The 21,944-nt window shown below is 67.4% G+C and carries 23 protein-coding genes; 7 read left to right on the plus strand and 16 right to left on the minus strand.

The window, feature by feature from the left end; genetic code table 11:
* Positions 1–6 precede the first annotated feature (6 nt).
* The 3 genes from manA to ACIGKQ_RS02165 all read right to left on the minus strand — a co-directional run bounded on the left by manA (position 7) and on the right by ACIGKQ_RS02165 (position 2,984).
* Complete coding sequence (gene manA, locus ACIGKQ_RS02155; RefSeq protein ID WP_266061821.1) at positions 7–1,263, minus strand: mannose-6-phosphate isomerase, class I; 1,257 nt, start codon at positions 1,261–1,263, stop codon at positions 7–9.
* Positions 1,264–1,267: 4 nt separating this feature from the next.
* Positions 1,268–2,377, minus strand: coding sequence for a hypothetical protein (locus ACIGKQ_RS02160; protein ID WP_266061751.1), 1,110 nt, complete (start codon positions 2,375–2,377; stop codon positions 1,268–1,270).
* Between the two features lie 121 nt (positions 2,378–2,498).
* Positions 2,499–2,984, minus strand: a complete 486-nt coding sequence (locus ACIGKQ_RS02165; RefSeq protein WP_396572114.1) for a DUF3499 domain-containing protein — start codon at positions 2,982–2,984, stop codon at positions 2,499–2,501.
* Between the two features lie 255 nt (positions 2,985–3,239).
* Here ACIGKQ_RS02165 and ACIGKQ_RS02170 point away from each other — a divergent pair, with 255 nt between their 5' ends.
* A complete protein-coding gene (locus tag ACIGKQ_RS02170) occupies positions 3,240–3,686 on the plus strand; it encodes a metallopeptidase family protein (RefSeq protein WP_235722780.1) in 447 nt (148 codons plus the stop codon).
* An 89-nt stretch (positions 3,687–3,775) separates the two neighbouring features.
* Here the strand turns inward: ACIGKQ_RS02170 and ACIGKQ_RS02175 are convergent, their stop codons facing one another.
* The gene (locus ACIGKQ_RS02175) at positions 3,776–4,033 is read right to left on the minus strand and encodes a WhiB family transcriptional regulator (RefSeq protein ID WP_171011557.1); all 258 of its coding nucleotides are present in this window, start codon (positions 4,031–4,033) and stop codon (positions 3,776–3,778) included.
* A 749-nt stretch (positions 4,034–4,782) separates the two neighbouring features.
* Here ACIGKQ_RS02175 and cofD point away from each other — a divergent pair.
* Genes cofD through ACIGKQ_RS02190 form a run of 3 tightly spaced genes read left to right on the plus strand, consistent with a single transcriptional unit; the run spans position 4,783 to position 7,801 of the window.
* Entirely contained in the window at positions 4,783–5,880 is a 1,098-nt protein-coding gene (gene cofD / locus ACIGKQ_RS02180) for a 2-phospho-L-lactate transferase (protein ID WP_396572116.1), read from the plus strand.
* On the plus strand, positions 5,877–7,235 hold the full coding sequence (locus ACIGKQ_RS02185) for a coenzyme F420-0:L-glutamate ligase (protein WP_235722469.1): 1,359 nt from the start codon (positions 5,877–5,879) through the stop codon (positions 7,233–7,235). The genes cofD and ACIGKQ_RS02185 overlap by 4 nt, the downstream gene beginning before the upstream one ends.
* Positions 7,232–7,801, plus strand: a complete 570-nt coding sequence (locus ACIGKQ_RS02190; RefSeq protein WP_235722467.1) for an NUDIX hydrolase — start codon at positions 7,232–7,234, stop codon at positions 7,799–7,801. The genes ACIGKQ_RS02185 and ACIGKQ_RS02190 overlap by 4 nt, the downstream gene beginning before the upstream one ends.
* 54 nt (positions 7,802–7,855) lie before the next feature.
* On the opposite strand, the gene glgC is transcribed toward ACIGKQ_RS02190, so the two are convergent.
* Positions 7,856–9,070, minus strand: coding sequence for a glucose-1-phosphate adenylyltransferase (gene glgC, locus ACIGKQ_RS02195; RefSeq protein ID WP_235722465.1), 1,215 nt, complete (start codon positions 9,068–9,070; stop codon positions 7,856–7,858).
* A 113-nt stretch (positions 9,071–9,183) separates the two neighbouring features.
* Here glgC and glgA point away from each other — a divergent pair, with 113 nt between their 5' ends.
* Entirely contained in the window at positions 9,184–10,350 is a 1,167-nt protein-coding gene (glgA, locus tag ACIGKQ_RS02200; protein WP_235722463.1) for a glycogen synthase, read from the plus strand.
* On the opposite strand, the gene ACIGKQ_RS02205 is transcribed toward glgA, so the two are convergent.
* The 9 genes from ACIGKQ_RS02205 to dapE all read right to left on the minus strand — a co-directional run bounded on the left by ACIGKQ_RS02205 (position 10,329) and on the right by dapE (position 18,572).
* Positions 10,329–11,201, minus strand: coding sequence for a putative RNA methyltransferase (locus ACIGKQ_RS02205; protein ID WP_372474969.1), 873 nt, complete (start codon positions 11,199–11,201; stop codon positions 10,329–10,331). The two genes, glgA and ACIGKQ_RS02205, sit on opposite strands and share 22 nt — an antisense overlap.
* A 47-nt stretch (positions 11,202–11,248) precedes the next feature.
* Positions 11,249–11,416, minus strand: a complete 168-nt coding sequence (locus tag ACIGKQ_RS02210) for a DUF3117 domain-containing protein (protein WP_076479797.1) — start codon at positions 11,414–11,416, stop codon at positions 11,249–11,251.
* A gap of 189 nt (positions 11,417–11,605) precedes the next feature.
* Positions 11,606–11,983, minus strand: a complete 378-nt coding sequence (locus ACIGKQ_RS02215; RefSeq protein WP_235722461.1) for a DivIVA domain-containing protein — start codon at positions 11,981–11,983, stop codon at positions 11,606–11,608.
* A 102-nt stretch (positions 11,984–12,085) separates the two neighbouring features.
* Entirely contained in the window at positions 12,086–13,153 is a 1,068-nt protein-coding gene (locus ACIGKQ_RS02220; protein ID WP_235722460.1) for a glucosyl-3-phosphoglycerate synthase, read from the minus strand.
* Positions 13,150–14,013: a dihydropteroate synthase gene (gene folP, locus ACIGKQ_RS02225; RefSeq protein ID WP_235722458.1), complete on the minus strand. Its 864-nt coding sequence runs from the start codon at positions 14,011–14,013 to the stop codon at positions 13,150–13,152. Before folP ends, ACIGKQ_RS02220 begins: the two co-directional genes overlap by 4 nt.
* Before the next feature lie 160 nt (positions 14,014–14,173).
* Positions 14,174–15,970 (minus strand): long-chain-acyl-CoA synthetase, encoded by a 1,797-nt coding sequence (locus ACIGKQ_RS02230; RefSeq protein ID WP_235722456.1) that lies wholly within the window; start codon positions 15,968–15,970, stop codon positions 14,174–14,176.
* A 113-nt stretch (positions 15,971–16,083) separates the two neighbouring features.
* The gene (locus ACIGKQ_RS02235) at positions 16,084–16,620 is read right to left on the minus strand and encodes a TIGR00730 family Rossman fold protein (RefSeq protein ID WP_235722455.1); all 537 of its coding nucleotides are present in this window, start codon (positions 16,618–16,620) and stop codon (positions 16,084–16,086) included.
* On the minus strand, positions 16,617–17,450 hold the full coding sequence (locus tag ACIGKQ_RS02240) for a TIGR00730 family Rossman fold protein (RefSeq protein WP_235722453.1): 834 nt from the start codon (positions 17,448–17,450) through the stop codon (positions 16,617–16,619). Before ACIGKQ_RS02240 ends, ACIGKQ_RS02235 begins: the two co-directional genes overlap by 4 nt.
* Positions 17,451–17,468: 18 nt before the next feature.
* Positions 17,469–18,572 carry a succinyl-diaminopimelate desuccinylase gene (dapE, locus tag ACIGKQ_RS02245; RefSeq protein WP_396572119.1) on the minus strand — a complete coding sequence of 368 codons (1,104 nt, stop codon included), beginning with the start codon at positions 18,570–18,572 and terminating at the stop codon, positions 17,469–17,471.
* A 104-nt stretch (positions 18,573–18,676) separates the two neighbouring features.
* Here dapE and ACIGKQ_RS02250 point away from each other — a divergent pair, with 104 nt between their 5' ends.
* Positions 18,677–19,087 carry a VOC family protein gene (locus ACIGKQ_RS02250; RefSeq protein ID WP_235722452.1) on the plus strand — a complete coding sequence of 137 codons (411 nt, stop codon included), beginning with the start codon at positions 18,677–18,679 and terminating at the stop codon, positions 19,085–19,087.
* 8 nt (positions 19,088–19,095) lie between these two features.
* Here ACIGKQ_RS02250 and ACIGKQ_RS02255 read toward each other — a convergent pair whose 3' ends face one another.
* Positions 19,096–19,773, minus strand: a complete 678-nt coding sequence (locus ACIGKQ_RS02255) for a DUF6597 domain-containing transcriptional factor (RefSeq protein ID WP_266061770.1) — start codon at positions 19,771–19,773, stop codon at positions 19,096–19,098.
* A 38-nt stretch (positions 19,774–19,811) separates the two neighbouring features.
* Between ACIGKQ_RS02255 and dapD the strand changes: the two genes are divergently transcribed.
* Positions 19,812–20,780 carry a 2,3,4,5-tetrahydropyridine-2,6-dicarboxylate N-succinyltransferase gene (gene dapD / locus ACIGKQ_RS02260; RefSeq protein ID WP_235722450.1) on the plus strand — a complete coding sequence of 323 codons (969 nt, stop codon included), beginning with the start codon at positions 19,812–19,814 and terminating at the stop codon, positions 20,778–20,780.
* 35 nt (positions 20,781–20,815) lie between these two features.
* Here the strand turns inward: dapD and dapC are convergent, their stop codons facing one another.
* The gene (gene dapC, locus ACIGKQ_RS02265; RefSeq protein ID WP_235722449.1) at positions 20,816–21,937 is read right to left on the minus strand and encodes a succinyldiaminopimelate transaminase; all 1,122 of its coding nucleotides are present in this window, start codon (positions 21,935–21,937) and stop codon (positions 20,816–20,818) included.
* Positions 21,938–21,944: the final 7 nt, after the last annotated feature.

Here is a 21,944-nt window from a genome sequence, read left to right on the forward strand (position 1 = left end):
GCGGCGCTACTGCTCGCGCCCCGCACTCACCGGGACCAGTGCCCGGAAGAACACCGCACGCGACGACGATGCGTGCACCACCACATCGGGCTCGGAGTCGGCGATCCAGACCGCCTGCCCGGCCCGAACCGTGATGGGCCGGCCACCCATCGGACGGACCTCGATCGAACCGGTCAGCACGGTCAGGATCTGTGGACCGGGCATGTCGAAACAGATCGAGGAGGCATACAGCAGGCCGGTGCCGTCGAGCTCCACCCGCGACAACCGGAACTCGGGAGCGGCGGTCACATAGATGCGCTCGGCGCCGACGGTGTGTACCGCAGGCACGAGATCATCCACGGCGGCGGGTGTGAAATCGAGCACGCGCAGCAATTCGGGGACGTCGATGTGTTTGGGTGTCAATCCACCGCGGAGCACGTTGTCGGAGTTCGCCATGATCTCCACCCCGGTCCCCCGCAGATACGCGTGCAGGTTTCCCGCGGGCAGGTAGAGTCCGTCCCCCGGCTCGAGATGAATCCGATTGAGCAGCAAGGACGCCAGGACTCCCGGGTCTCGCGGGTAGACCTCGCCGAGTTCCAGCACGGTGCGCAGCTCCGCGGCGAACCTCGGCCGTCCCGAGCTGAGGAGTTCTACCGCCGCGGCCAGCACCGCGGGCACCAGGGTGGTGATGGACGCGTCGGGCAGGGTCAGCCATGTGGTGAACAGGGCGCGTAGACCTTCGGAATCCGGTTGCCCGGCCAACATACCGAGATACGGATCGAGTTCAGCGACCTGCAGTTCTCGCAGCAAGTCCACGGTCGCACCCGGATCGCGGAAACCGGCCAACGCCTCGAACTCGGTGAGCGCCACGATGAGTTCGGGTTTGTGCCACGGGTCGCGATAGTTGCGATCTGAGGCATCGAGTCGCAGGCCCTGTGCGTTCTCGCGCTCGAAGCCGTCGCGCGCCTGGTCGGCACTCGGATGCGCCTGCAACGACAGCGGTTCCTCGGCCGCGAGGACCTTTACCAGGAACGGCAACCTACCGTCGAATCGGTCGATCGTGTGTTGACCCAGCATCCCGGGTGGGTCTGCTTGGATCGCCGTCAGCAAGTCGACGTCGATCTGACCGTCCGCGCCGAGACAGGACGCCGGTCCGGCCGGATGAGCCCCGAACCACAACTCGGCCTCCGGATGCGGGGACGGCACCGCCTTGCCTCGCATCGACGCGATCGCGGTCCGCGACCCCCACGCGTAGGGCCGCACCACGCCTTCCAGGGTTCTCATCACCTCAGGTCCTGATCAGCCGGAGATAGACTGCGGCCATCTCGATCCGCAACACCAGTACGAGCAACGCTTCGATGTCTGCGGGTGCGTCGGCGGCCGCCTCATCGGGCATCTGCGTCGGGCTCGGTGGCGTCGGGGTGCCCGATTCGCCGGTCAGCACGTCGAGATCGCCGATCCCGTCGAGCCGCCTGCGCAGATACCAGTCGCGCGCCGGCGTGGTGACCGCCATGACCCGCGGTGGCGCCTCCGCTGCCGGACCGTCGAAGTCCGGGTCGTAGAAGATTGAATCGGTGGGGGCCGATCCGGTGCGTGCCGAGAACTCCCGATGCAGCCGCATGACGTCACCGATCTCGGCGGTCGCAGAGATCACGCCCGCCAGAGCCACCAGCGCCCGGGACGCCTGCGCGGCCACCACCGCGGTTGCCGCGGAGTCGCCGACCCAGAGGATCGACCGGCCATCGAGTCGTCCCGCGATCGCCTTGGCAAGGTTGTGGAAACTCTCCTGACGCGGATGGTTGGCTCCGGCCTCGGCGTCGATGGCGTCCGCGAGGTCGGCCAGCCCGGGAGCGCGACCGGTGAACCGCACCTGCGACAGCGAGACCACGACGGCCAACAGCGCCGCGACAAACCCCGGGAACCGGAAACGCGGGTCCACGCCGACGCGCGGCGACAGATCGATACCGTTGCCACCCAGCGCTTCCCGCAACGGACCCTCGATCGGGGCGGCGACCACGACCTCCGCGCGGCGGCGCAACGATCGGGCTGCGGCGTCGGCCAGCATCATGTCGCCGGCGTCGTCACCGGCGATCACCACCACGTCGAGCGGACCGATCCAGCCCGGCAGTACCGAGGCACAGACGATCGGCACGTCGACGCGCGCGCCGACGGCCGCGGTCACCAGGGCGGCCGCAGGCGCAGCGGCCCCGGTGGGCGAGCACACGATCACGACGCTGCGCGGACGCAACTGCTTGAGGGGCTCCAACACTCCCTCACGCTGCGCCTCCGCGACCGCACGCACCTGGGCGCCCGCCAGGGCAACCGTCGGCAGCAATCCGTCCACGTCGGCATCGATCAACTCCTCGACGTCATCGAGGTCGAGGGAACCGGTGCGCATGCCATCTAGATTAACCACGGAGCCGACTCGTCAACCACTTCGCCGACGACCCGAGCGCCACGTTGCGACCCCACGCAGGCCGACGCGAATGGACCGGTACGGCTGCCGCCGCGCACCCCGATCAGTCGATGGGATCGGGCAGCACCCGTAGGTGACCGCGACGTCCCGGTCGTGGCCGTGCGGAATGCGGCGAGCGACGTGCGGGCTCATCGGCCGACGGTGACGGTTCCGATGACGCCACCCCGGGACGTCCGCGACGATGTCGGCCCGGCGGCCGCGTGTCGTCGAGGGGATCGAACAGATCGGGGAATCCCGGTGTCACATCGACACGGTCGGCGCCGCCGACCTCACGGACCGCCTCGGCCAGCGCGGTGAGCTCGTAGTCCTCGGCGACCGGCGCGGAGAAGCCGCTCTCGCTGCGCAACATCTCCCAGCCCCGTGGCACGGTGATCCGTCGGGCATGTTCGTCACACAGGTCCCACGAATGCGGCTCGGCGCTGCTGGCCAACGGTCCGATCACCGCGGTCGACTCGGCGTAGACGAAGGTCAGGGTAGCCACCGCGGAACGGGCGCAGCCGGGCCTGCAGCACTGTCGGGGGAGCTTCACGCAGTCGAGGTTATCCCCGCGGGGCCTTGCGCGCCGGTGGCGACACGCGCGCACGCCCAAAGACACCTCACCCGAGACACCGACGTGACAAATACCTACACTCTCGACATGCGCTTCGATGCTCCCCGCCCCTCGCGTGGCCGTGGCGACGATCCGCGCGGCCGCGGGCAGGACGCGCGGGGTCGGCTGAACCAAACCCGCGGCCGGGCCGCGGAGTCTCGGTCCGGGGCACCCACACGGCGATCCGGTCGGCGAATCGGGGTCCGCGACCGCCGTGGACGCGGCCTGCGTTCGCCGCTGTTACCCCAATCCGTGCCGGCATTCGCCAGCCGATCCGACTCGTTCGACGTGACCGCTCTCGAAGCGTTCGCGGAGATCGATGCGCACTGGCACGAACAGCTCATCGGGCTCGACATCGCCGTCGACGACATCCCCCGCATGCTTCCGCGCGACCCTGAGTCGATCCAGTGGCCCGACGAGGTCACCGCCGACGGGGCCATACCGCTGGCTCGACTCATCCCGGCCGGCGTCGACGTGACCGGTCAGCCCACGCGGGCCCAGATCATATTGTTTCGGCGACCACTGGAGATCCGCGCCAAGCGTGGCGCCGATCTGCTGGAACTCGTCCACGAAGTCCTGGTGCAGCAGGTGGCGACCCACCTCGGCGTCGATGAGGACACTGTCGACCGCGGGCCGGAGTGATCGGCGCCGTGACGGTGAACAGCACTCGGTGACACCGCACCAGCTGTGACCGCCCTACTGTTCGGCCCGCTGAGCGGACCGGCGGACCCTCAGATGATGCCGCGCTTGAGGCGGCGGCGCTCACGCTCGGAGAGACCGCCCCAGATGCCGAACCGCTCGTCGTTGTGTAACGCGTACTCGAGGCATTCCGACTTGACCTCGCAGCCCTGGCAGATGCGCTTGGCCTCGCGGGTGGACCCGCCCTTCTCCGGGAAGAACGCCTCCGGATCGGTCTGCGCACAGAGCGCGCGGTCCTGCCACTGTTCCTCGACCGCGTCGAAGAGATCATCGAAATCGTTGGGCACCAAGGAGAGGTGGCGACGCTGAGGCCACGGCGAATTCTCTACCGGCTCAGCGGAATCCACACCGATGATCGGCGACATGAATGAATCGCCGGGCATTCCAATGGGATTGACGCCCACCTCGGCACCGGCGAGCTCTTCCGCCCGATCGATCGGTGCGGCAGGGCTGTGTTGATCGGAAATATTGCGTGGTTCAAGGGGATTGCCGATCGGGTTTTCGAAAGCCATCGTCGGCGCCTCCTAGCTCGAGAGTCTGTCAGTTCCAGTTACCGCCGGATGCGGCCGGCCACCCTGCCGCTCCGCCGCATCTGCCCACACCGTCGATCTCACCGCGTGTCCGGGGCCAACCCCCACCGGGCTCTTCGAACATATGAGCGAAAGCCTTGCGCTCCATCGATTCTCGATCTCGAAACCCGGAATGACACTGATGTGATTACACACGGCCGAGGCCACCGCGGTCAAGTTAAACCGAAAGATTCCTTCATACCACCAGTCTTCGGGATCTCTCGGTCCGACACGGACCGGGTCGGTGGGGATCTGCAATCTCACAGATCGCCGATCCCCTCCCCCCAGAGTGCCACCCATGGTAGCGAACCCAATGCCACCCGGTCGCCACGTCATCGGCGTACCGACGGTGACCTCGGACTTCGCGTCCTCGCAGCGCGTTCGCGATGCATCGCCGACGACGCGTCAGTCATGTGACAGCCGCCAACGCCCGCCAAGGGCGTTGGGAGACATGGCCTAGAGTGAACGAGGTGAAAGTGACGGTCCTCGTGGGCGGTGTCGGTGGCGCGCGGTTTCTCTCCGGCGTGCGGGAGGTATTCGGGCCCACCCCCTTTCCTGATCCGGCCGAGCAGCCCTCGCACCGGGACACGGCAGACGGCGACGTCATCGGTAGCCCGCCACATCCCGGCGCCGGCGCCGGTACGCATTCGGTGACCGCAGTCGTCAACGTCGGCGACGATGCCTGGATGCACGGGGTGCGTATCTGCCCTGACCTCGACACGTGCATGTACACCCTCGGCGGCGGAATCGACACCGCCCGCGGTTGGGGCCGGGTCGACGAGACGTGGCACGCCAAGGAAGAGCTGGCCGCCTACGGCGCCGACCCCGACTGGTTCGGTCTGGGTGACCGCGATCTCGCCACACACCTGATCCGCACGCAGATGCTGGACGCGGGCTATCGACTGTCCGACGTGACCGCAGCCCTGTGCCGGCGTTGGCAGCCCGGGGTGCGCTTGCTGCCGGCCACCGACGACCGACATGAGACCCATGTGGTGGTGGCCAAACCCGACGGTGACGAAGGTGAGCGCGTGGCCATTCATTTCCAGGAATGGTGGGTGCGCCACCGCGCCCGCATACCCACCTTCGGGTTCGCGCAGGTGGGTACCGACGACACCCGAGCCGCGCCGGGAGTGGCCGAGGCGATCGCCGACGCCGACGTCGTGTTGCTCGCGCCCAGCAACCCGGTGGTCAGCATCGGCGCCATCGTGAGTGTGCCCGGCATCCGAAGTGCGCTCCGGACCACGCCCGCACCGGTGGTCGGGATCTCGCCGGTCATCGACAACCGGCCCCTGCGTGGGATGGCCGACGAATGTCTGTCGGTGATCGGCGTGGAGACCTCGGCGGAGGCGATCGCGGCCCACTACGGCGCTCGCAGCGGCAACGGAATCCTGGACGGCTGGCTGGTGGCCGAGGGCGACCGGGCCGCCGTCGACGGGATCACCATCGGCTCGGCTCCCCTGCTGATGACCGATCCCGCCGCCACCGCGCAGATGGTGCGCGATGCGTGCGCACTCGTCGGAGTCGGCACTCCCGACCTCGACGACGGCTCCGTTGGCGGACCCGCATGACCGCCGGCACCGGTCGACCCGACCACGGCGCGAGCGGCGGACTCGAGATCCGGCCGGTCACCGGCCTCGGCGAGTTCGGGCCGGGCATGGACGTCGCCGCCGAATTGCTCACAGCGGCGCCCTGGCTCGCCGACGGCGACGTGATCGTGGCGACCAGCAAGATCTTCTCCAAGGTCGAGGGACGCATGGTCGATGCGCCGACCGACCCCGACGAGCGAGACGCTCTGCGCCGACGACTCATCGACGCCGAATCGGTTCGCGTGCTGGCTCGCAAGAACCGCACGCTGATCACGGAGAACCGCAACGGTCTCGTCCAGGCCGCCGCCGGCGTCGACGGTTCGAATGTCGCGACCGATCAGCTCGCGCTGCTGCCCGTCGACCCGGACCTCAGCGCGGCCGGACTACGACGGCGCATCCACGAGCTGGCCGATCTCGACGTGGCGGTGGTGGTCACCGACACCATGGGTCGGGCGTGGCGCAACGGCCAGACCGATGTCGCGATCGGGTCGGCAGGGGTCGCCGTCTCTCACCCTTATGACGGGTCGGTCGATGCGCACGGCAATCCGCTGATCGTGACCGACATCGCCGTTGCCGACGAGATCGCCGCCGCCGCCGATCTCGTCAAGGGCAAACTCGGCGGGATGCCCATCGCCGTCATCCGTGGCCTGCATCCTGTCGACGACGGTTCGCGGGCGGCCGACCTGGTCCGCCCCGCCGAAGAGGACCTGTTCCGACTCGGCACCGCCGAGGCCATCGAACTCGGACGGCGCGAGGCACTGCTGACCCGCCGATCGGTGCGTTCCTTTGCGCCCGAACCCGTCGAGAGCGAGATCATGCACGCCGCGTTCGCGGATGCGCTGACCGCCCCGGCCCCGCACCACACCCATCCCGTCCGCTTCGTGTGGGTGCGGTCCGGCGACCGCCGTGCACACCTGCTCGACGAGATGAGACAGGCCTGGCGTATCGATCTCGAGAGCGACGCGAAGTCACCGGAGTCGGTGGCCAAACGTCTGGGCCGCGGTCAGATCCTGTACGACGCACCGGAACTGGTGATACCGTTCCTGGTTCCCGACGGGGCTCACGAGTATCGGGATGCGCGACGCAACGCTGCCGAACACACGATGTTCACCGTCGCAGCCGGCGGCGCGGTGAACGCGTTACTGGTCGCGCTGTCGGTGCGCGGGATCGGTAGCTGCTGGATCGGGTCGACGATCTTCGCCCCCGAAGTGGTGCGCCGGGCTCTCGACCTCGACGACGGGTGGGAGCCGTTGGGCGCCGTCGCCGTCGGGCGGCCCGCGACCGAGAGCCCGACCCGCGCACCGGCCGACACCACGGGACTGGTGATCGAGCGATGAGCGCACCGTCGTTGAAGGCCTCGACCGAGCAGGCCCTACGCTCGTGGGCCGCCCCCGATGCCGAACAGGACTCCCTGCGCCACACGTATCTCGCATTCCTGGCCGCAGCCCCCGACGGGTGCCTGCGTGCCAGCGAACCCGGCCACATCACCGCGTCGGCGATCGTGTTCGACGCGTCCCTGCGCCATGTGTTACTGACCCTGCACCCGCGCGTGGGTAAGTGGATTCAGCTCGGCGGGCACTGTGAGCCGGACGACACGACGATCGCCGATGCCGCGCGTCGGGAGGCTATCGAGGAATCCGGTATCGCCACCCTGCGACTCTCGCCGATGCCGGTCCATCTGCATACCCATCCGATCACCTGCTCGCTCGGCGTAGCCACACGCCACCTCGACGTGCGCTACGCCGCCATCACCGAACCGACCTCCGACGGAGATCCGCCACCGGTTATCCGCAGCGACGAGTCGGTCGACCTGGCATGGTGGCCGATCGATGCCCTCCCCGCGGACACGGACACCGTCGACGTCCCGATCCTCATCGACCGGGGCCTCGCCGCGATGCGGTGACGCCGACGGCAGCGGTAACGGTGGCGATGCGTCGGTGAACTCCCGCGTGCTGCGTCAGACGCGGAAGCCCTTGCCCACGGTTACGACACCACCGCTGCTCACCGAGAACCGCTCTCGGTCGGACTCGGAATCGACGCCGAGCGCTACGCCTTCGCCGACCGTCACGTTCTTGTCGAGGATCGCGTGGCGCACGACCGCTCCCTTACCGATCCGCACACCGGGCATCAGCACACTGCCCTCGACGATCGCGCCGTCTTCGATCACCACGTTCGCCGACAGCACCGAGTCGCTGACGGTGCCGGCCGACACGATGCAACCCGCACCAACGACCGAATCCTGGGCCGTTCCCCCCTGGACGAACTTGGCGGGCGGCAGGTTGACGGTCTCGCCACGGATCGGCCACCGCTGGTTGTAGAGGTTGAAGACCGGGTGTACGGACACGAGATCCATGTGTGCGTCGTAGAAGGCGTCTAGCGTACCGACGTCTCGCCAGTAGCCCTTGTCCCGCTCTGTCTCCCCGGGTACCTCGTTGTCCTTGAAGTCGTAGACATAGGCGCGATCCCGGCGGACGAAGGCGGGGATTATGTCGCCGCCCATGTCGTGGTCGGAATCCGAGTCGGCGGCGTCGGCGCGGATCGCGTCCACCAGCGCATCGGTGGTGAACACGTAGTTGCCCATCGACGCGAAGGTGACCTCGGGATCGTCGGGGGTGCCCGGCGGCTCGGCAGGCTTTTCCAGGAATCGGGTGATCCGTCCCGTCGAATCGGAGTCGATGCAGCCGAATGCGGTCGCCTCCGCGCGGGGCACCCGGATGCCGGCGACGGTGACATCGGCACCGGAATCGATGTGGGCCTCGACCATCTGCGAGGGATCCATCCGGTACACGTGGTCGGCGCCGAAGACGACGATGTACTCGGGCCGTTCGTCGCTGATGAGATTCATCGACTGGAAGATCGCGTCGGCGCTGCCGGTATACCAGCGTGGCCCGAGCCGCTGCTGCGCGGGCACCGGGGTGATGTACTCACCGTGGAAGCCCGAGGAGAACCAGGTCTGCGAGATGTGACGGTCAAGTGAATGCGACTTGTACTGCGTGAGAACACAGATCCGTTCATAGCCGGCGTTGACCAGATTGGAGAGCACGAAGTCGATCAGCCGGTACGAGCCGCCGAACGGAACCGCCGGTTTGGCGCGATCCATCGTCAAGGGGTACAGGCGCTTCCCCTCGCCGCCTGCGAGAACGATTCCGAGCACGTGCGGCTGTGATCTCACATGCTCCAACTTAACGGGCATCGAACGTCGCGGCTAGGCGAATGGCCCTCTCCCGAAGCCGAGTTTCGCCACACCGATGGCGAGCCGGCGATGATCCGGTTAGCGTCGTGCGCATGAGGGTGGCGATGATGACCCGGGAGTATCCACCCGAGGTGTACGGCGGCGCCGGCGTACACGTCACAGAGCTCGTCAGACATCTGCGCGCACTCACCACGGTGGATGTGCACTGTATGGGCGCCGACCGGGAAACCGCGCAGGTCTATCAGCCCGATCCGGGTCTGGCCGGGGCCAACGCGGCGATTACCACGCTGTCCACGGACCTGCGGATGGCGATCGGGGCGCATGGCGCCGACCTGGTGCATTCGCACACCTGGTACACGGGCCTGGCGGGCCACCTCTCGGCTGCGCTGCATGGGGTTCCGCATGTGCTCACCGCGCACTCACTGGAGCCGATGCGTCCATGGAAGGCCGAACAACTCGGTGGCGGCTATCGCGTCTCGAGTTGGGCCGAACGCAATGCGGTCGAGTACGCCGACGCGGTGATCGCGGTCAGCTCGGGGATGCGCACCGACGTGTGCAACACCTACCCTCGGCTCGACCCCGAACGGGTTCACGTGGTGCGCAACGGTATCGACACCACGAGCTGGTTCCCGGTGGACGATCCGTTCGGACCGGAATCGGCGCTCACCGGACTCGGGGTGGACCCGAGCCGTCCCATCGTCGCCTTCGTCGGGCGGATCACCCGTCAGAAGGGCGTGGCACATCTCGTGGCAGCGGCCCACCAGTTCCATCCCGACATCCAGTTGGTGTTGTGCGCAGGCGCTCCCGACACCCCGGAGATCGGCGCGGAGATCGAAGCGGCGGTGGCCGAACTGGCCACGTCCCGCGACGGCGTCTTCTGGGTGCGCGACATGCTGCCTCAGCCGCGAATTCGCGAGATCCTCACCGCCGCACACGTTTTTCTGTGTCCGTCGATCTATGAACCGCTCGGCATCGTGAATCTCGAGGCGATGGCGTGCGGGACCGCCGTGGTGGCCTCTGCCGTCGGCGGAATCCCGGAGGTGGTGCGCGACGGCGTCAGCGGGCGCCTGGTGCCCTACGACCCGGTCGATCCCCGCGCGTTCGAGATGGGCCTGGCCGAGGCGGTCAACGCCGTCGTCTCCGATTCGGCCGAAGCCGAGGCGATGGGCACCGCCGGCCGCGAACGTGCGCAGGCCGAGTTCTCGTGGGCATCGATCGCCGAGCAGACGCTCGAGGTCTACCGGCTCACCCTGCGGTGATCACCGGTCGTCGGCCGACAGACCGTCACCGTGACCGACACCGTCACCCCGCAGGGCCCGGAGATCTCGGTCATCGCCGCGGCGGCTGACGCGATCTCGTCGGCGGTGCGATGGAATGCGGAGGGACCCATGCTCACCAGGTCGCCTATGCCCGCCGCATCGAGCTCGCGGCGGTGCGCCACCGGGTGTTCGGCGATGACCTCGAAACGGTCGCCGAGTGCCGAGCGCAGTCGTCGGTCCTTGTCGTCGGCGATGCCCAACATGTCCATCGGTCCGACGATCTCGCCGAGGTGATCGGCGTTGGGTGTCACCACCACCAACACCCCGCCGGGATGCAGCACCCGGGCGAACTCGTCGATGTTGCGGGGGGAGAACACCGACAGCACCGCACCCACCGAGGCGGTGCGGATCGGCAGGGGACGCCAGACGTCGGCGACCACAGCGGCGGCACGCGGGTGTCCACGAGCGATGGCACGGGCACAGAACTTCGACAGGTCCAGTCCGATGCCCCACAACTCGTCCGAGCCGGCGAGAGTCGCGGCCAGGTAGTGGCCGGTTCCGGCGCCCGCATCGAGCACCATCGGCGGTCGGTTCGATTCGAGGTCGCTTCCGGGTACCGGCCACGCGGCATCGGCGACCGCTCGGAAGACCGGGTCGAAGAGCCCGGATTCATGCACCCGCCGTCGCGCGCCGACCATGGCAGCGGTGTCGGAGCGATGCGGTGTCGAGCGACCGTCGAGAAGCGAGACATACCCCTGCCGGGCGATGTCGAATCGATGTGACGTCACACAGATCAGGGATCGGTCGTCGTCGGCGACCTCGAGTGCGACGGAACAGACCGGGCACCGCAACGCGGATTCGACGACGCGCAGCGGAACCTGCCGATCAGCTGATCGACTCAGCCGGTGACCCCGCGCAGTTCCTCGCCGAGGGCGGCAGCCTCGTCGGCACTCAGTTCGACCACCAGGCGCCCGCCGCCCTCGATCGGAATCCGGACAACGATTCCACGTCCCTCCTTGGCCGCTTCGAGGGGGCCATCCCCAGTACGTGGCTTCATCGCCGCCATTCTCGAACTCCTTTCAGAGCATCCGCCACACCGTGTGGAACGACACCCGGCGCAGCGATCGGACTGCCACAGGTGCCAGGACAATGATACGTGGTGGCGAGATGATCACCCGCGCACTCTGCGGCGACGTGCCGAAAACGCCCATTCGACGCCCGGCACGGAGGTCCGATCGGATGATCGACGCGTCGATCACGTCCTGTCTGATCGGGGCTCGTCGACCTCTGGGCCGGCCGCGACGGAGTGGCCCGGAATGCCGTTGACGCTCGGCATGTCGGCTTCCTCGCGTGCCTGCAGGTCGAGCACGACGCCGCGCAGTTCGTCGAGTTCACGGGCGAGCTTCTCCATCGCCCAGTCCACCTCCGACGGCGAGTACCCGCGCAGGGTCTGCCGAAAGACCAGGCCGCGAACGTGATCGCCGGTGATGCCGGCACGCGGCAACCGAGTCAGCGTGGTACCGCGGTCGATGGGCGGCACCTCCTCACCACGGCCGAACACGAACCAGACCACGGCGAACACCGCCGCGACCACCACGGCCATGATCAGCAGATACAGCAACATCGTCTGCATGGCACCAATAGTGGCAGACAGCCTGCCGCGCGTGCCCCGACGGTCATCGACCCCGTAGAGGCGTACTCGTTGTCACCAGGGGCGTATGTCACCTGGGGCGTGCTAGGACGCCATCTCCGCGTCGTCGGACTCCTCGACGAGAATCGAACTCATGGGTGGTCGATCCTCGAGGTAGACCTCGGTGGTGTGCGGGGTGAACGAACCGTCGGGCTCGGCGGTGAATTGGGTCAGTCCGATCCCCGAGTCCTCGATTCCGCAGCGCCGCATCAGCGTTCCCACGATCTGCCGACTCATCACACCGAGCTCGATCAGCGGACGGTTCCGGTGGGTCCGCACGCCAAGATTCACCTGGCCGATGCCGTCGAGTCCGTAGCGGTCGAATGTGTCGATCAACAGCCCGATCTCGACGCCGTAGCCAGGCGCGAACGGCACCGACGACAAGAGTTCGCGCGTACCGGCGTACTCACCGCCGAGCGGCTGGAGAACTCCGGTGAGATCGGGACGCTGGGACGCGAGCAGCGGACGCGCGACCAACTCGGTGACCCGTCCGCCGCCGTTGGCATCCTGCTGGCCGCCGGTCCGAAGCGGCCGCCGGTAGTACCCCTTCACCAACTGGATCTTCGGGTCGACGAGCAATGGGCCGAGCATCTTCGGCACGAACATCGGATCGGGGTCGATGAGGTCGGAGTCGACGAAGGCGATGATGTCGCCGGTCGCGACCGCGATCGACCGCCAGAGCACCTCTCCTTTGCCCTTGACGGGCTCGAGACCGGGTACCGCCTGTTCGCGGCTGACCACCGTGGCGCCGGCTTCCCGGGCGCGCTCGGCGGTCGCGTCGGTGGACCCGGAGTCCAGCACGATCAGTTCGTCGACCAGCGTGCCGTACAACGGCCGAATCGACGCGATGACGTCGGCGACGGTCTCTTCTTCGTTCAGCGCCGGCAGCACCACAGACACTGTGCGCCCGTCCTTGGCGGCCACCAACTCGTCGATGGTCCAGTCCGGCTGTTCCCAGGTGTTGGTGGCAGACCACCGCTGTTTGGCACCCATGGTGTCCGCGGGAGTCGGCCACATGGTGGTTTTGTCCCGATTGTTGGCAACGGTCGCGGTGCGACCCCCGGCACGAGCCGGCCGACGTTGTTGTTGGGTTCGACGAACCTGTTTGGTCATGCGAGTCCCCTGACTGTTCGGGCGGGTGGGCGTGTTCCCGCGATGGCAGCGACCATGTCGACCACGCGACGGGTGGCGGCAACCTCGTGGACGCGAAAGATCCGGGCGCCGGCAGCGGCACTCAGAGCGGTCGCGGCCAGGGTTCCCTCCAGCCGTTCATCGAGATCCACACCCAGAGTCTCCCCTACAAAGTCCTTGTTGCTCAGCGCCATAAGCACTGGCCAGCCGGTATTAACAAGAACGTTCACCTGGCGTAACAAGGCAAGCCCGTGATGGGTGTTCTTGCCAAAATCATGTGTCGGATCGATCACGATCGAATCACGCGGCACCCCCGCATCGGCAGCTCGACGGGCGGCTGCAGTGACGTCGGCCACCACATCGGCCACCACATCGGCGTACGCCACCCGATGTGGACGGGTCCGTACGGTGGCGCCTCCGGTGTGCGAACACACGATGCCGGCACGGTGTGCGGCCGCCACCTTCACCAACGCCGGATCGGCGCCGGCCCAGGTGTCGTTGATCAGATCGGCTCCGACCTCGCAAGCCTGCTCGGCCACCTCGCTCCGCCAGGTGTCGACGCTGATCAACACCTCGGGGAAACGCTCCCGGATCCAGCCGATCATCGGCACCACCCGGGTGGTCTCGGTGGCCACGTCCACCTCGTCGCCCGGCCCCGCCTTGACGCCACCGACGTCGATGATGTCGGCGCCCTCGGCCACCGCTTGCTCGATCCGCTCCTGGGCCGCCGTGTCGGTGAAGCTCGAACCCCGGTCGTAGAAGGAATCGGGCGTCCGGTTCACGATGGCCATCACCAGGGCCCGGTCGGTGGCGACGGACTTGCCGCACAGCGTGGAGAGCATGGTGCCAGGGTAACGAGGGTCTCGATACGGCTCCTCGCTGCGCTCGTCACCTACTCGACCAGCAGAACAACACCCACCGAACACGACGCTCGTCACCAACTCGACCAGCAGAACAACACCCACCGAACGCTCGACACCTACTCGACCGGCAGGGAGCGGTTCAGCCTTTCGGCGCCTTCGCGTTCGCGACGTCATCGGGATAGTCGGCATAGAACTCGACGTACCCCTTGTCGCGACCGGCCAACACGTGCAGCGGGTCGTCGCCGGTGTCGGAGTAGCCCTCGTCACGCAGCTCCACCTTGCGGTTCTTGAAGGTCGAGGTCTGCTCGAAATCGTCGACCACCCGGATGAACAACGGCACCGCATAGGACGGCAGGTGTGAGTACAGGTGCGCGGCGAGCTCACCCTGGTCCAGATCGGCGCCCTCGCGCAGTTTGACCGCGGCCATGCCCGCGCGGCCGTCGGTGCCGGGCACTTCCACGCCGTACACCACCGACTGGGCGATCGCCCCGAAGGAGTCGAGGGCACCTTCCACCTGCGTGGTGGCCACGTTCTCGCCCTTCCATCGGAAGGTGTCACCCAGCCGATCGACGAAGGCGATGTGTGCGTATCCCTGATCGCGCACCAGGTCGCCCGAATTGAAGTAGGCGTCGCCCGGCTTGAACGCGTCGCGGATGATCTTCTTCTCGGTCGCCTCGGAATCGGTGTAGCCGTCGAGCGGCACCCGTTCGCTGATCTCGGCGATGAGCAGACCAGTGCCACCCTTGCCCACCTTGGTGAGACGCCCGTTCGCATCGCGGCGGGGTTCGCCGTGGTCGTCGTATTCGACGATCTTGTACGGCAACGGACAGAATCCGGCGGTGCGCTTCACACTGAAGGCGTTGACGAAGGCGACGTTGAGTTCGCTCGCGCCGTAGAACTCGACGATGCGGTCGATGCCGAACCGCTCGGCGAACTCGTCCCAGATCTCCGGCCGCATCCCGTTGCCGATGATGACCTTCACCGCGTGCCGGCGATCGGTCGGCTTCTCCGGCTGCGCCAACAGGTATCGGCACAGCTCTCCGATATAGCAGAAGGCCGTCGCCCGGTTCAGGATGACGTCATCCCAGAATTTCGATGCCGAGAACGACCGGCCGATCGCAATACATGCCCCGGATGCGAGGACCGAGCCGAGCGCGACCGACAACGCGTTGTTGTGGTACAGCGGCAGTGGCACGTACATGGTGTCGCTGTGGCGCAGGCGCACTGCCAGTCCGCCGATCCCGGAAAGATTCGCGAGCCAGCGGTTGTGGCTCATCACGCTCGCCTTGGGCATACCGGTGGTACCCGAGGTGAAGATGTAGAACGCCTTGGTCGACGCCGGCAGCTCCTCGGTGACCGCGGGATTGTCCTCGCTGCCGTCCGCGGACGCCGCGTCGAACTCGGCGAAATCGAAAACGTGCGGCGGCTGCACGTCGGCCGGGATCGACCCGAAAGCCTCGGCGCAGTCCGGGTCGTGCACGAGGACCTTGGCCTCGAGCAGTGACACGCTGTGCGCCATCACCTTGTCGCGCTGGTTGTAGTTCAGCATGCCCGCCACGGCACCGAGTTTCACCGTGGCCAGGATCAGCATCAGGTCGGTCGGGTTGTTCTTCGACAGGATCGCGACAACATCACCGGTGCCGACGCCGTTGTCGGTCAGCAAGGATGCGTACCTGTTGACCCGGCGGTTCACCTCGCCGTAGGTCATCGACCGACCCTCGAACCGGATGAACGGTCGATCGGGGTGAGCGGCCGCGTGCTTCTGGAAGATCGAGCCGATGGTCCGCTTCGCCTGCGGCGGACGGTGGATGAGTCCCGGCGCATGCTTGATCATGTTCAGCGCATGCGGCGCCATCTTGACCACGCCCCGGGCCAGGTCCCCCAGGCCGACCGGCTCGGCCGCGGAGGTGTCCGTGTGGGTGTCACTGCTCGGCATCAGATCTCTACTCCACATCTTTGTGTTGACGCCGCTCGATGTTCGCGTTGTTCGGCGTTCTCGCTGGTCTGCGGCGCGCACCATACGCACGTGGACACGCCGTGCGCCCTACCTTACCGAGCAGTAGCAAGTTGGATGGCGGTCGGTATGGATTGGGCGACGAGAAGGCGGTCCAACGCGCGGCGGGAGACGAAGCCACGCCCACACAGATCATCCAGCCAGCCGAGCAACGGCGCATAGAAATCGACCGGATCGAGCAGCACCACCGGTTTGGCGTGCATCCCGAGATATCCCGCGGTCCAGGTCTCGAAAAGCTCTTCGAGGGTTCCGATCCCGCCCGGCAGCGTGATGAAGCCGTCGGCCCGCTCGTCCATCAATCGCTTGCGTTCGCGCATGGTGTCGGTGACCACCAATTCGTCGGCACCGAGATCGGCCACCTCGCGCTCCATCAGCGCACGCGGGATGATGCCGACGGTCCTACCGCCGGCGGCCCGCGTCGCCTCCGCGAGCGCGCCCATCATGGAGATGTTGCCGCCCCCGGACACCACCGTGTGTCCCGCGTCGGCGATCGCGGTCCCCAGGTCGGCGGCGAGATCGAGAAAGCTCTGATCGACCGGGCCGGACGCACAGTACACACAGATCGCGCTCATCGACCACCCCGCCCGGCAGCCGCAGCGGCGATGATCTCGACCGCTTCGGCGGGTTCGTCGACCAGGTGGAGCAGGTCGAGGTCGTCAGTGGAGATCATCCCTTTGGCCAGCAGAACCTCGCGCATCCAGTCCAGCAGGCCCGCCCAGTGCTCCCGCCCGACCAGCACGATGGGGAATCGCACAACCTTCTTGGTCTGGACCAGCGTCAGCGCCTCGAACATTTCGTCGAGAGTGCCGAAGCCGCCGGGCAGACAGACGAAGGCCTGCGCATACTTGACGAACATCGTCTTACGCACGAAGAAGTAGCGGAAGTTCATGCCGACGTCGACCCACTCGTTGAGGTGCTGCTCGAACGGCAGCTCGATGTTGAGCCCGATGCTCTGCGCGCCGGTCTCCCAGGCGCCCCGATTGGCTGCCTCCATCGCGCCCGGACCGCCACCGGTGATGACCGCGTAGCCGGCCTCCCCAAGCGCCCGTCCGAGCCGGATCGCCAGATCGAACTCGGCGCTACCGGGCACCAACCTGGCCGACCCGAAGACCGTGACCGCCTCGGCCACCTCGCTCAACGCGTCGAACCCGGCCACGAACTCCGACTGGATTCGCAGTACTCGCCAGGAGTCGCGCATGGTGCGCTCGGCACGTAGGTCACGATCGCGCGGATCCACCCACTCGAGCAGGCGTCGGTCGGTGGTCTCGGACGCCTCGCCGGGGTCCCGGCGGACCCGGATCGGGCCCACGTAGCAAGTCTCCAGGTCCGCCGACGGATTGTCGGAGCCACGAGGACCCGTCTCGCCTGAGTTGTATTCGGAGTCGTACTCGGTGCGCGCCATCGAAGATCTCCCTATCGGTCAGCCGGACAGGAACGCACGCAGCAGATCTGCGACCTGGCCGATCTGACTCACCGGAACGCGTTCGTCGACGCGATGGGCCAGACTCGGGTCTCCGGGCCCGAGGTTGACCGCCGGGATGCCCAGCGCCGAGAAACGCGAGACGTCGGTCCACCCGTACTTGGCGCGGAACCGGCCGTCGGCAGCTTCGACCAATGCGGCCGCGGCCGGGTTCGACAGCCCCGGCAAGGCGCCCGCGGCCGAGTCGGTGACCTCGACACCGAGTTCGGCATCAGCGATGGAGTCGGCGAACACGTCACGCACGTGCGCGAGGGCCTGCTCGATGCTGCGATCGGGTGCAAAACGGAAGTTCACGTCGACATACGCCGCGTCGGGTACGACGTTGCCCGCGACACCACCGCCGAGTCCGACCGCCGACATCCCTTCGCGGTACTCACAGCCGTCGATGTCGACCGTCCGCGGCCGGTAGCGAGAGAGGGTGGTGAGCACCCCACCGAGTTTGTGGATGGCGTTGTCGCCCATCCACGACCGCGCCGAGTGTGCGCGGACGCCCGAGGCCGACAGCCGAACCCGCAGGGTGCCCTGGCAGCCGGCCTCGATCAGTCCACCGGTCGGTTCACCGAGGATGGCAACGTCGCCGCGTAACCAGTCGGGTAGCTCCCGCTCGATCACGCCGAGCCCGTTGTACTTCGCAGCTATCTCCTCGCAGTCGTAGAAGATCAGCGTCAGGTCGTGGGCCGGATCAACCAACGTCGCAGCCAGATGCAGGAACACCGCGTCGCCGGACTTCATGTCGACAGTGCCGCAGCCGTGCACCACATCGCCCTCGTCGTCGTCGGTGGTGCGTCGATGCGGCAGATTGCCTGCCACCGGCACGGTGTCGAGATGACCGGCCAGGATGACTCGGCTCGGTAGCCCCCGATCGGTGCGCGCGAGAACCCGGTTGCCGTCGCGGACGATTTCGAAACCGGTTGCCTGGGAACGTAATGCACTCTCCACGGCATCGGCGATAGCGGCTTCGTCGCCCGATTCGCTCGCGATGTCGACGAGTGCCGCGGTCAGCTCGACCGGGTCGGCGCGTAGATCGAGGTCGGCAGCAGTCACCCCATCACCGTAGCCGTCGGCCGAGCTCACCGACCGCTCACCACCCGCAGCAATTGTCCGAAACGTTCAAGACCCTCACCGCCGACCGCAGTAGCGTCACCGCCATGACCTCTGTCGACGACACCCCGGTTCCCGCGCTCAACGCACTGTCCATCGTCACCCGCGACATGGGCGCAGCTCTCGCCTTCTATCGGTTGTGCGGTCTCACATTCCCCGAGGGGGCAGAGAACCAACCGCATGCCGACACCACTGCCGGTGGGTTGCGGATCATGTTCGACACCCGCGATGTCGTCTCGTCGTTCACCCCCGACTGGACCGAACCGTCCGGCGGCCACCGCATGGCCGTGGCCTTCGAGTGCGCCTCGCCGGCGCAGGTCGACGCGCTGCACCGGCGGCTCGTCGACGCCGGCCATTCTTCGGCCCACGAACCGTTCGATGCATTCTGGGGTCAGCGGTACGCCGTGGTCCGCGATCCCGACGGCAATCCCGTCGACTTCTATTGCCCGCTCGAGTGATTCGGGCGCTATGGGCCGCACCGAAAGGTATCCGGGCCGCGGCCCACCAGGTCGAGAAACTCCCGATGCATATGCGGTTGATCGGCGAAGTGCCGGCCGGCCGCGACCTGCGCCGGCTCGACCCCCGTAGCGAGGTCGACCCGCGCTGCACGTACCCGGAGGATGCGCTGCAACGTTTTGGGTCCGTAGCCGAAATGTCGCAGGGCATGGCGGTGGAAGGTGCGCGTCGTACCACCGAGCAGACCGGCGACCTCGTCGACGCGGCGACCACCCGCCAACGCATCCGCGACCGGAGTGACCCATCCGGGCACCTCCCATCGACGCGTGTCGGCGAGTCGACGCAGCACCGCTGACGGCTCGGCGGCGGCGCAGAGCGCGTCGAGCCAGGGCGCCGCTTCCGCCGACGACCAGAGATCGGTCAGATCGACCCGCAGATCCCGAACGTCATACGCCGGGACGCCGAGCACGCATGGCGCGACGCCCGGCGCCAGCCGGATGCCGACCATGTGCTCGACCGACTCGCAGACGTGCTGGTGTGGGTGGGTGTCGGGACCGGCGACCAGCAGACGCCGTCGGTCCCAGATCAGATCCATGCAACCGTCCGGCAGGATCTCGGCCGTCCCCACCTCGTGTTCGGCCGACCACACGGCACCACGTGCGGTCTCCGATGTCGATGCCCCGGCCATCGATCGAGTGTCACCCTCCCCCGGTAGGCTGTGCATCCGTGACGACTAACGGCGCTTTCGCAACCGGTATTGCCACGGTGACCAACGGCGGGTCGGCTGACCCGGGCGTGGTCCTCGACGTCTGGTTCCCCGAGCCGGAACTGAACACTCCCGCCACGAGCGAGACCGTCGTCCTCGACGGTGACGCCGTCCCACACGATCTGCGTGACCTGATCGGCGAGGACGCCGCGCGCGGAGTCAAGACGGTGGCGGTGAAGACCACGACCACGGACCTGTCGTCGGCGCCGATCGACGCCTACGACGTGTATCTCCGTCTACACCTGCTGTCGCACCGTCTGGTGACACCGCACGGCACCAACCTCGAGGGCATCTTCGGCCTGCTGACCAACGTCGTGTGGACCAATCACGGACCCTGCCCCATCGACGGTTTCGAGACCACCCGCGCGCGCCTTCGCTCGCGCGGTCCGGTCACCGTCTACAGCATCGACAAATTCCCGCGCATGGTCGACTACGTGCTGCCCGGCGGCGTACGGATCGGGGACGCCGACCGGGTCCGTCTCGGCGCTCATCTCGCTCCCGGGACCACCGTCATGCACGAGGGTTTCGTCAACTACAACGCCGGGACGCTGGGCTCGTCGATGGTGGAAGGTCGCATCTCGGCCGGTGTGGTGGTCGGCGACGGCTCCGACATCGGCGGCGGTGCCTCCACGATGGGCACGTTGTCCGGCGGCGGCAAGGAGATCATCGCACTGGGCAAGCGGTGCCTGCTCGGCGCGAACTCGGGTTGCGGCATACCCCTCGGCGATGACTGCGTGATCGAGGCCGGCCTCTACGTGACGGCCGGAACCAAGGTCACCGGTCCGGACGGCACCGCGGTCAAGGCCCGCGAGTTGGCCGGGCAGTCCAACCTGCTGTTCCGACGCAACAGCCTCACCGGGGCCGTGGAGGTCGTCCCTTGGAAGGGCGACGGCATCGCCCTGAACGAGGCGCTGCACAAGAACAACTGACCGCTGACTGTGCCCGGTTTTGCACCGGGCACACCTCAGTGGTTCAGACGTTCGGCGGCCGCGGCGACGCGTTCGTCGGTCGCGGTGAGTGCGATGCGCACATGCTGCGCGCCCGCGGGACCGTAGAAGTCGCCGGGTGCCGCGAGGATGCCGCGGTCGGCGAGCCAGTCCAGAGTGGTTCGTGAGTCCTCGCCCCGGGTGGCCCACAGATAGAGTCCGGCTTCCGAGTGGTCGACCCGGAAGCCGGCCGAGGTGACCGCGGCGAGCAACGCTTCGCGGCGGGCCCGGTAGCGCTCGCGTTGAGCGTGCGCGTGGTCGTCGTCGTCGAGCGCGGCGACCATCGCCCCCTGGATGGGGAACGGCACGATCATCCCGGCATGTTTGCGAACGGCGAGTAGTTCACCGATCAGTTCTCGGTCACCGGCGAGGAAGCCCGCCCGATAGGACGCGAGATTGGAGACCTTGGACAAGGAGTGCACCGCTATCAGACCACGGTGATCGCCGCCGCTGACCCGGGGATCGAGGATCGAGTATGCCTCCCCCTCCCACGTCAGACCGAGGTAACACTCGTCGGAGACCACGATGGTGCCCCGGTCACGGGCCCAGTCGACGACCTTGCGGAGGTGATCGATGCCGAGCACCTTGCCGGTCGGATTGGACGGCGAGTTGATATACAGCAACGCAGGTGAGGTGGGGCCCAGCGCGACGGTCGAATCCGCCCGCACCGCCGTGGCACCGGCCAGCAGCGCCCCGACTTCGTATGTCGGGTAAGCAACCTCGGGAATCACCACGACATCGCCTGCGCCGATACCGAGCATCGACACCATGCCGGCAATGACCTCTTTGGTGCCGATCACGGGCAGGATGGCCGACTCGTCGAGACCGGTGGTGCCGAACCGACGGGCCAGGGCGCCGACCGCAGCGGTACGCAACGCAGACGTGCCGATTGTCGTCGGGTAGCCCGGGAACTCCGAGGATGCGGCCAGCGCCTCCCGGATCACCGGATCGACCGGATCGACCGGTGTCCCGACCGACAGGTCGACGATGCCGCCGGGATGTTCGGCGGCTCGCGCCCGGGCGGCGCCGATGGTGTCCCACGGGAAGTCCGGGAGCACCGAGCTGACCCGCCGTCGTGTCGCGAAACCAGACGTGCTCACGGCGTCA

Origin of the sequence: Gordonia sp. NPDC062954, assembly GCF_044543825.1 — a bacterium.
In the GTDB taxonomy this organism is placed as follows: Bacteria; Actinomycetota; Actinomycetes; order Mycobacteriales; family Mycobacteriaceae; genus Gordonia; species Gordonia tangerina.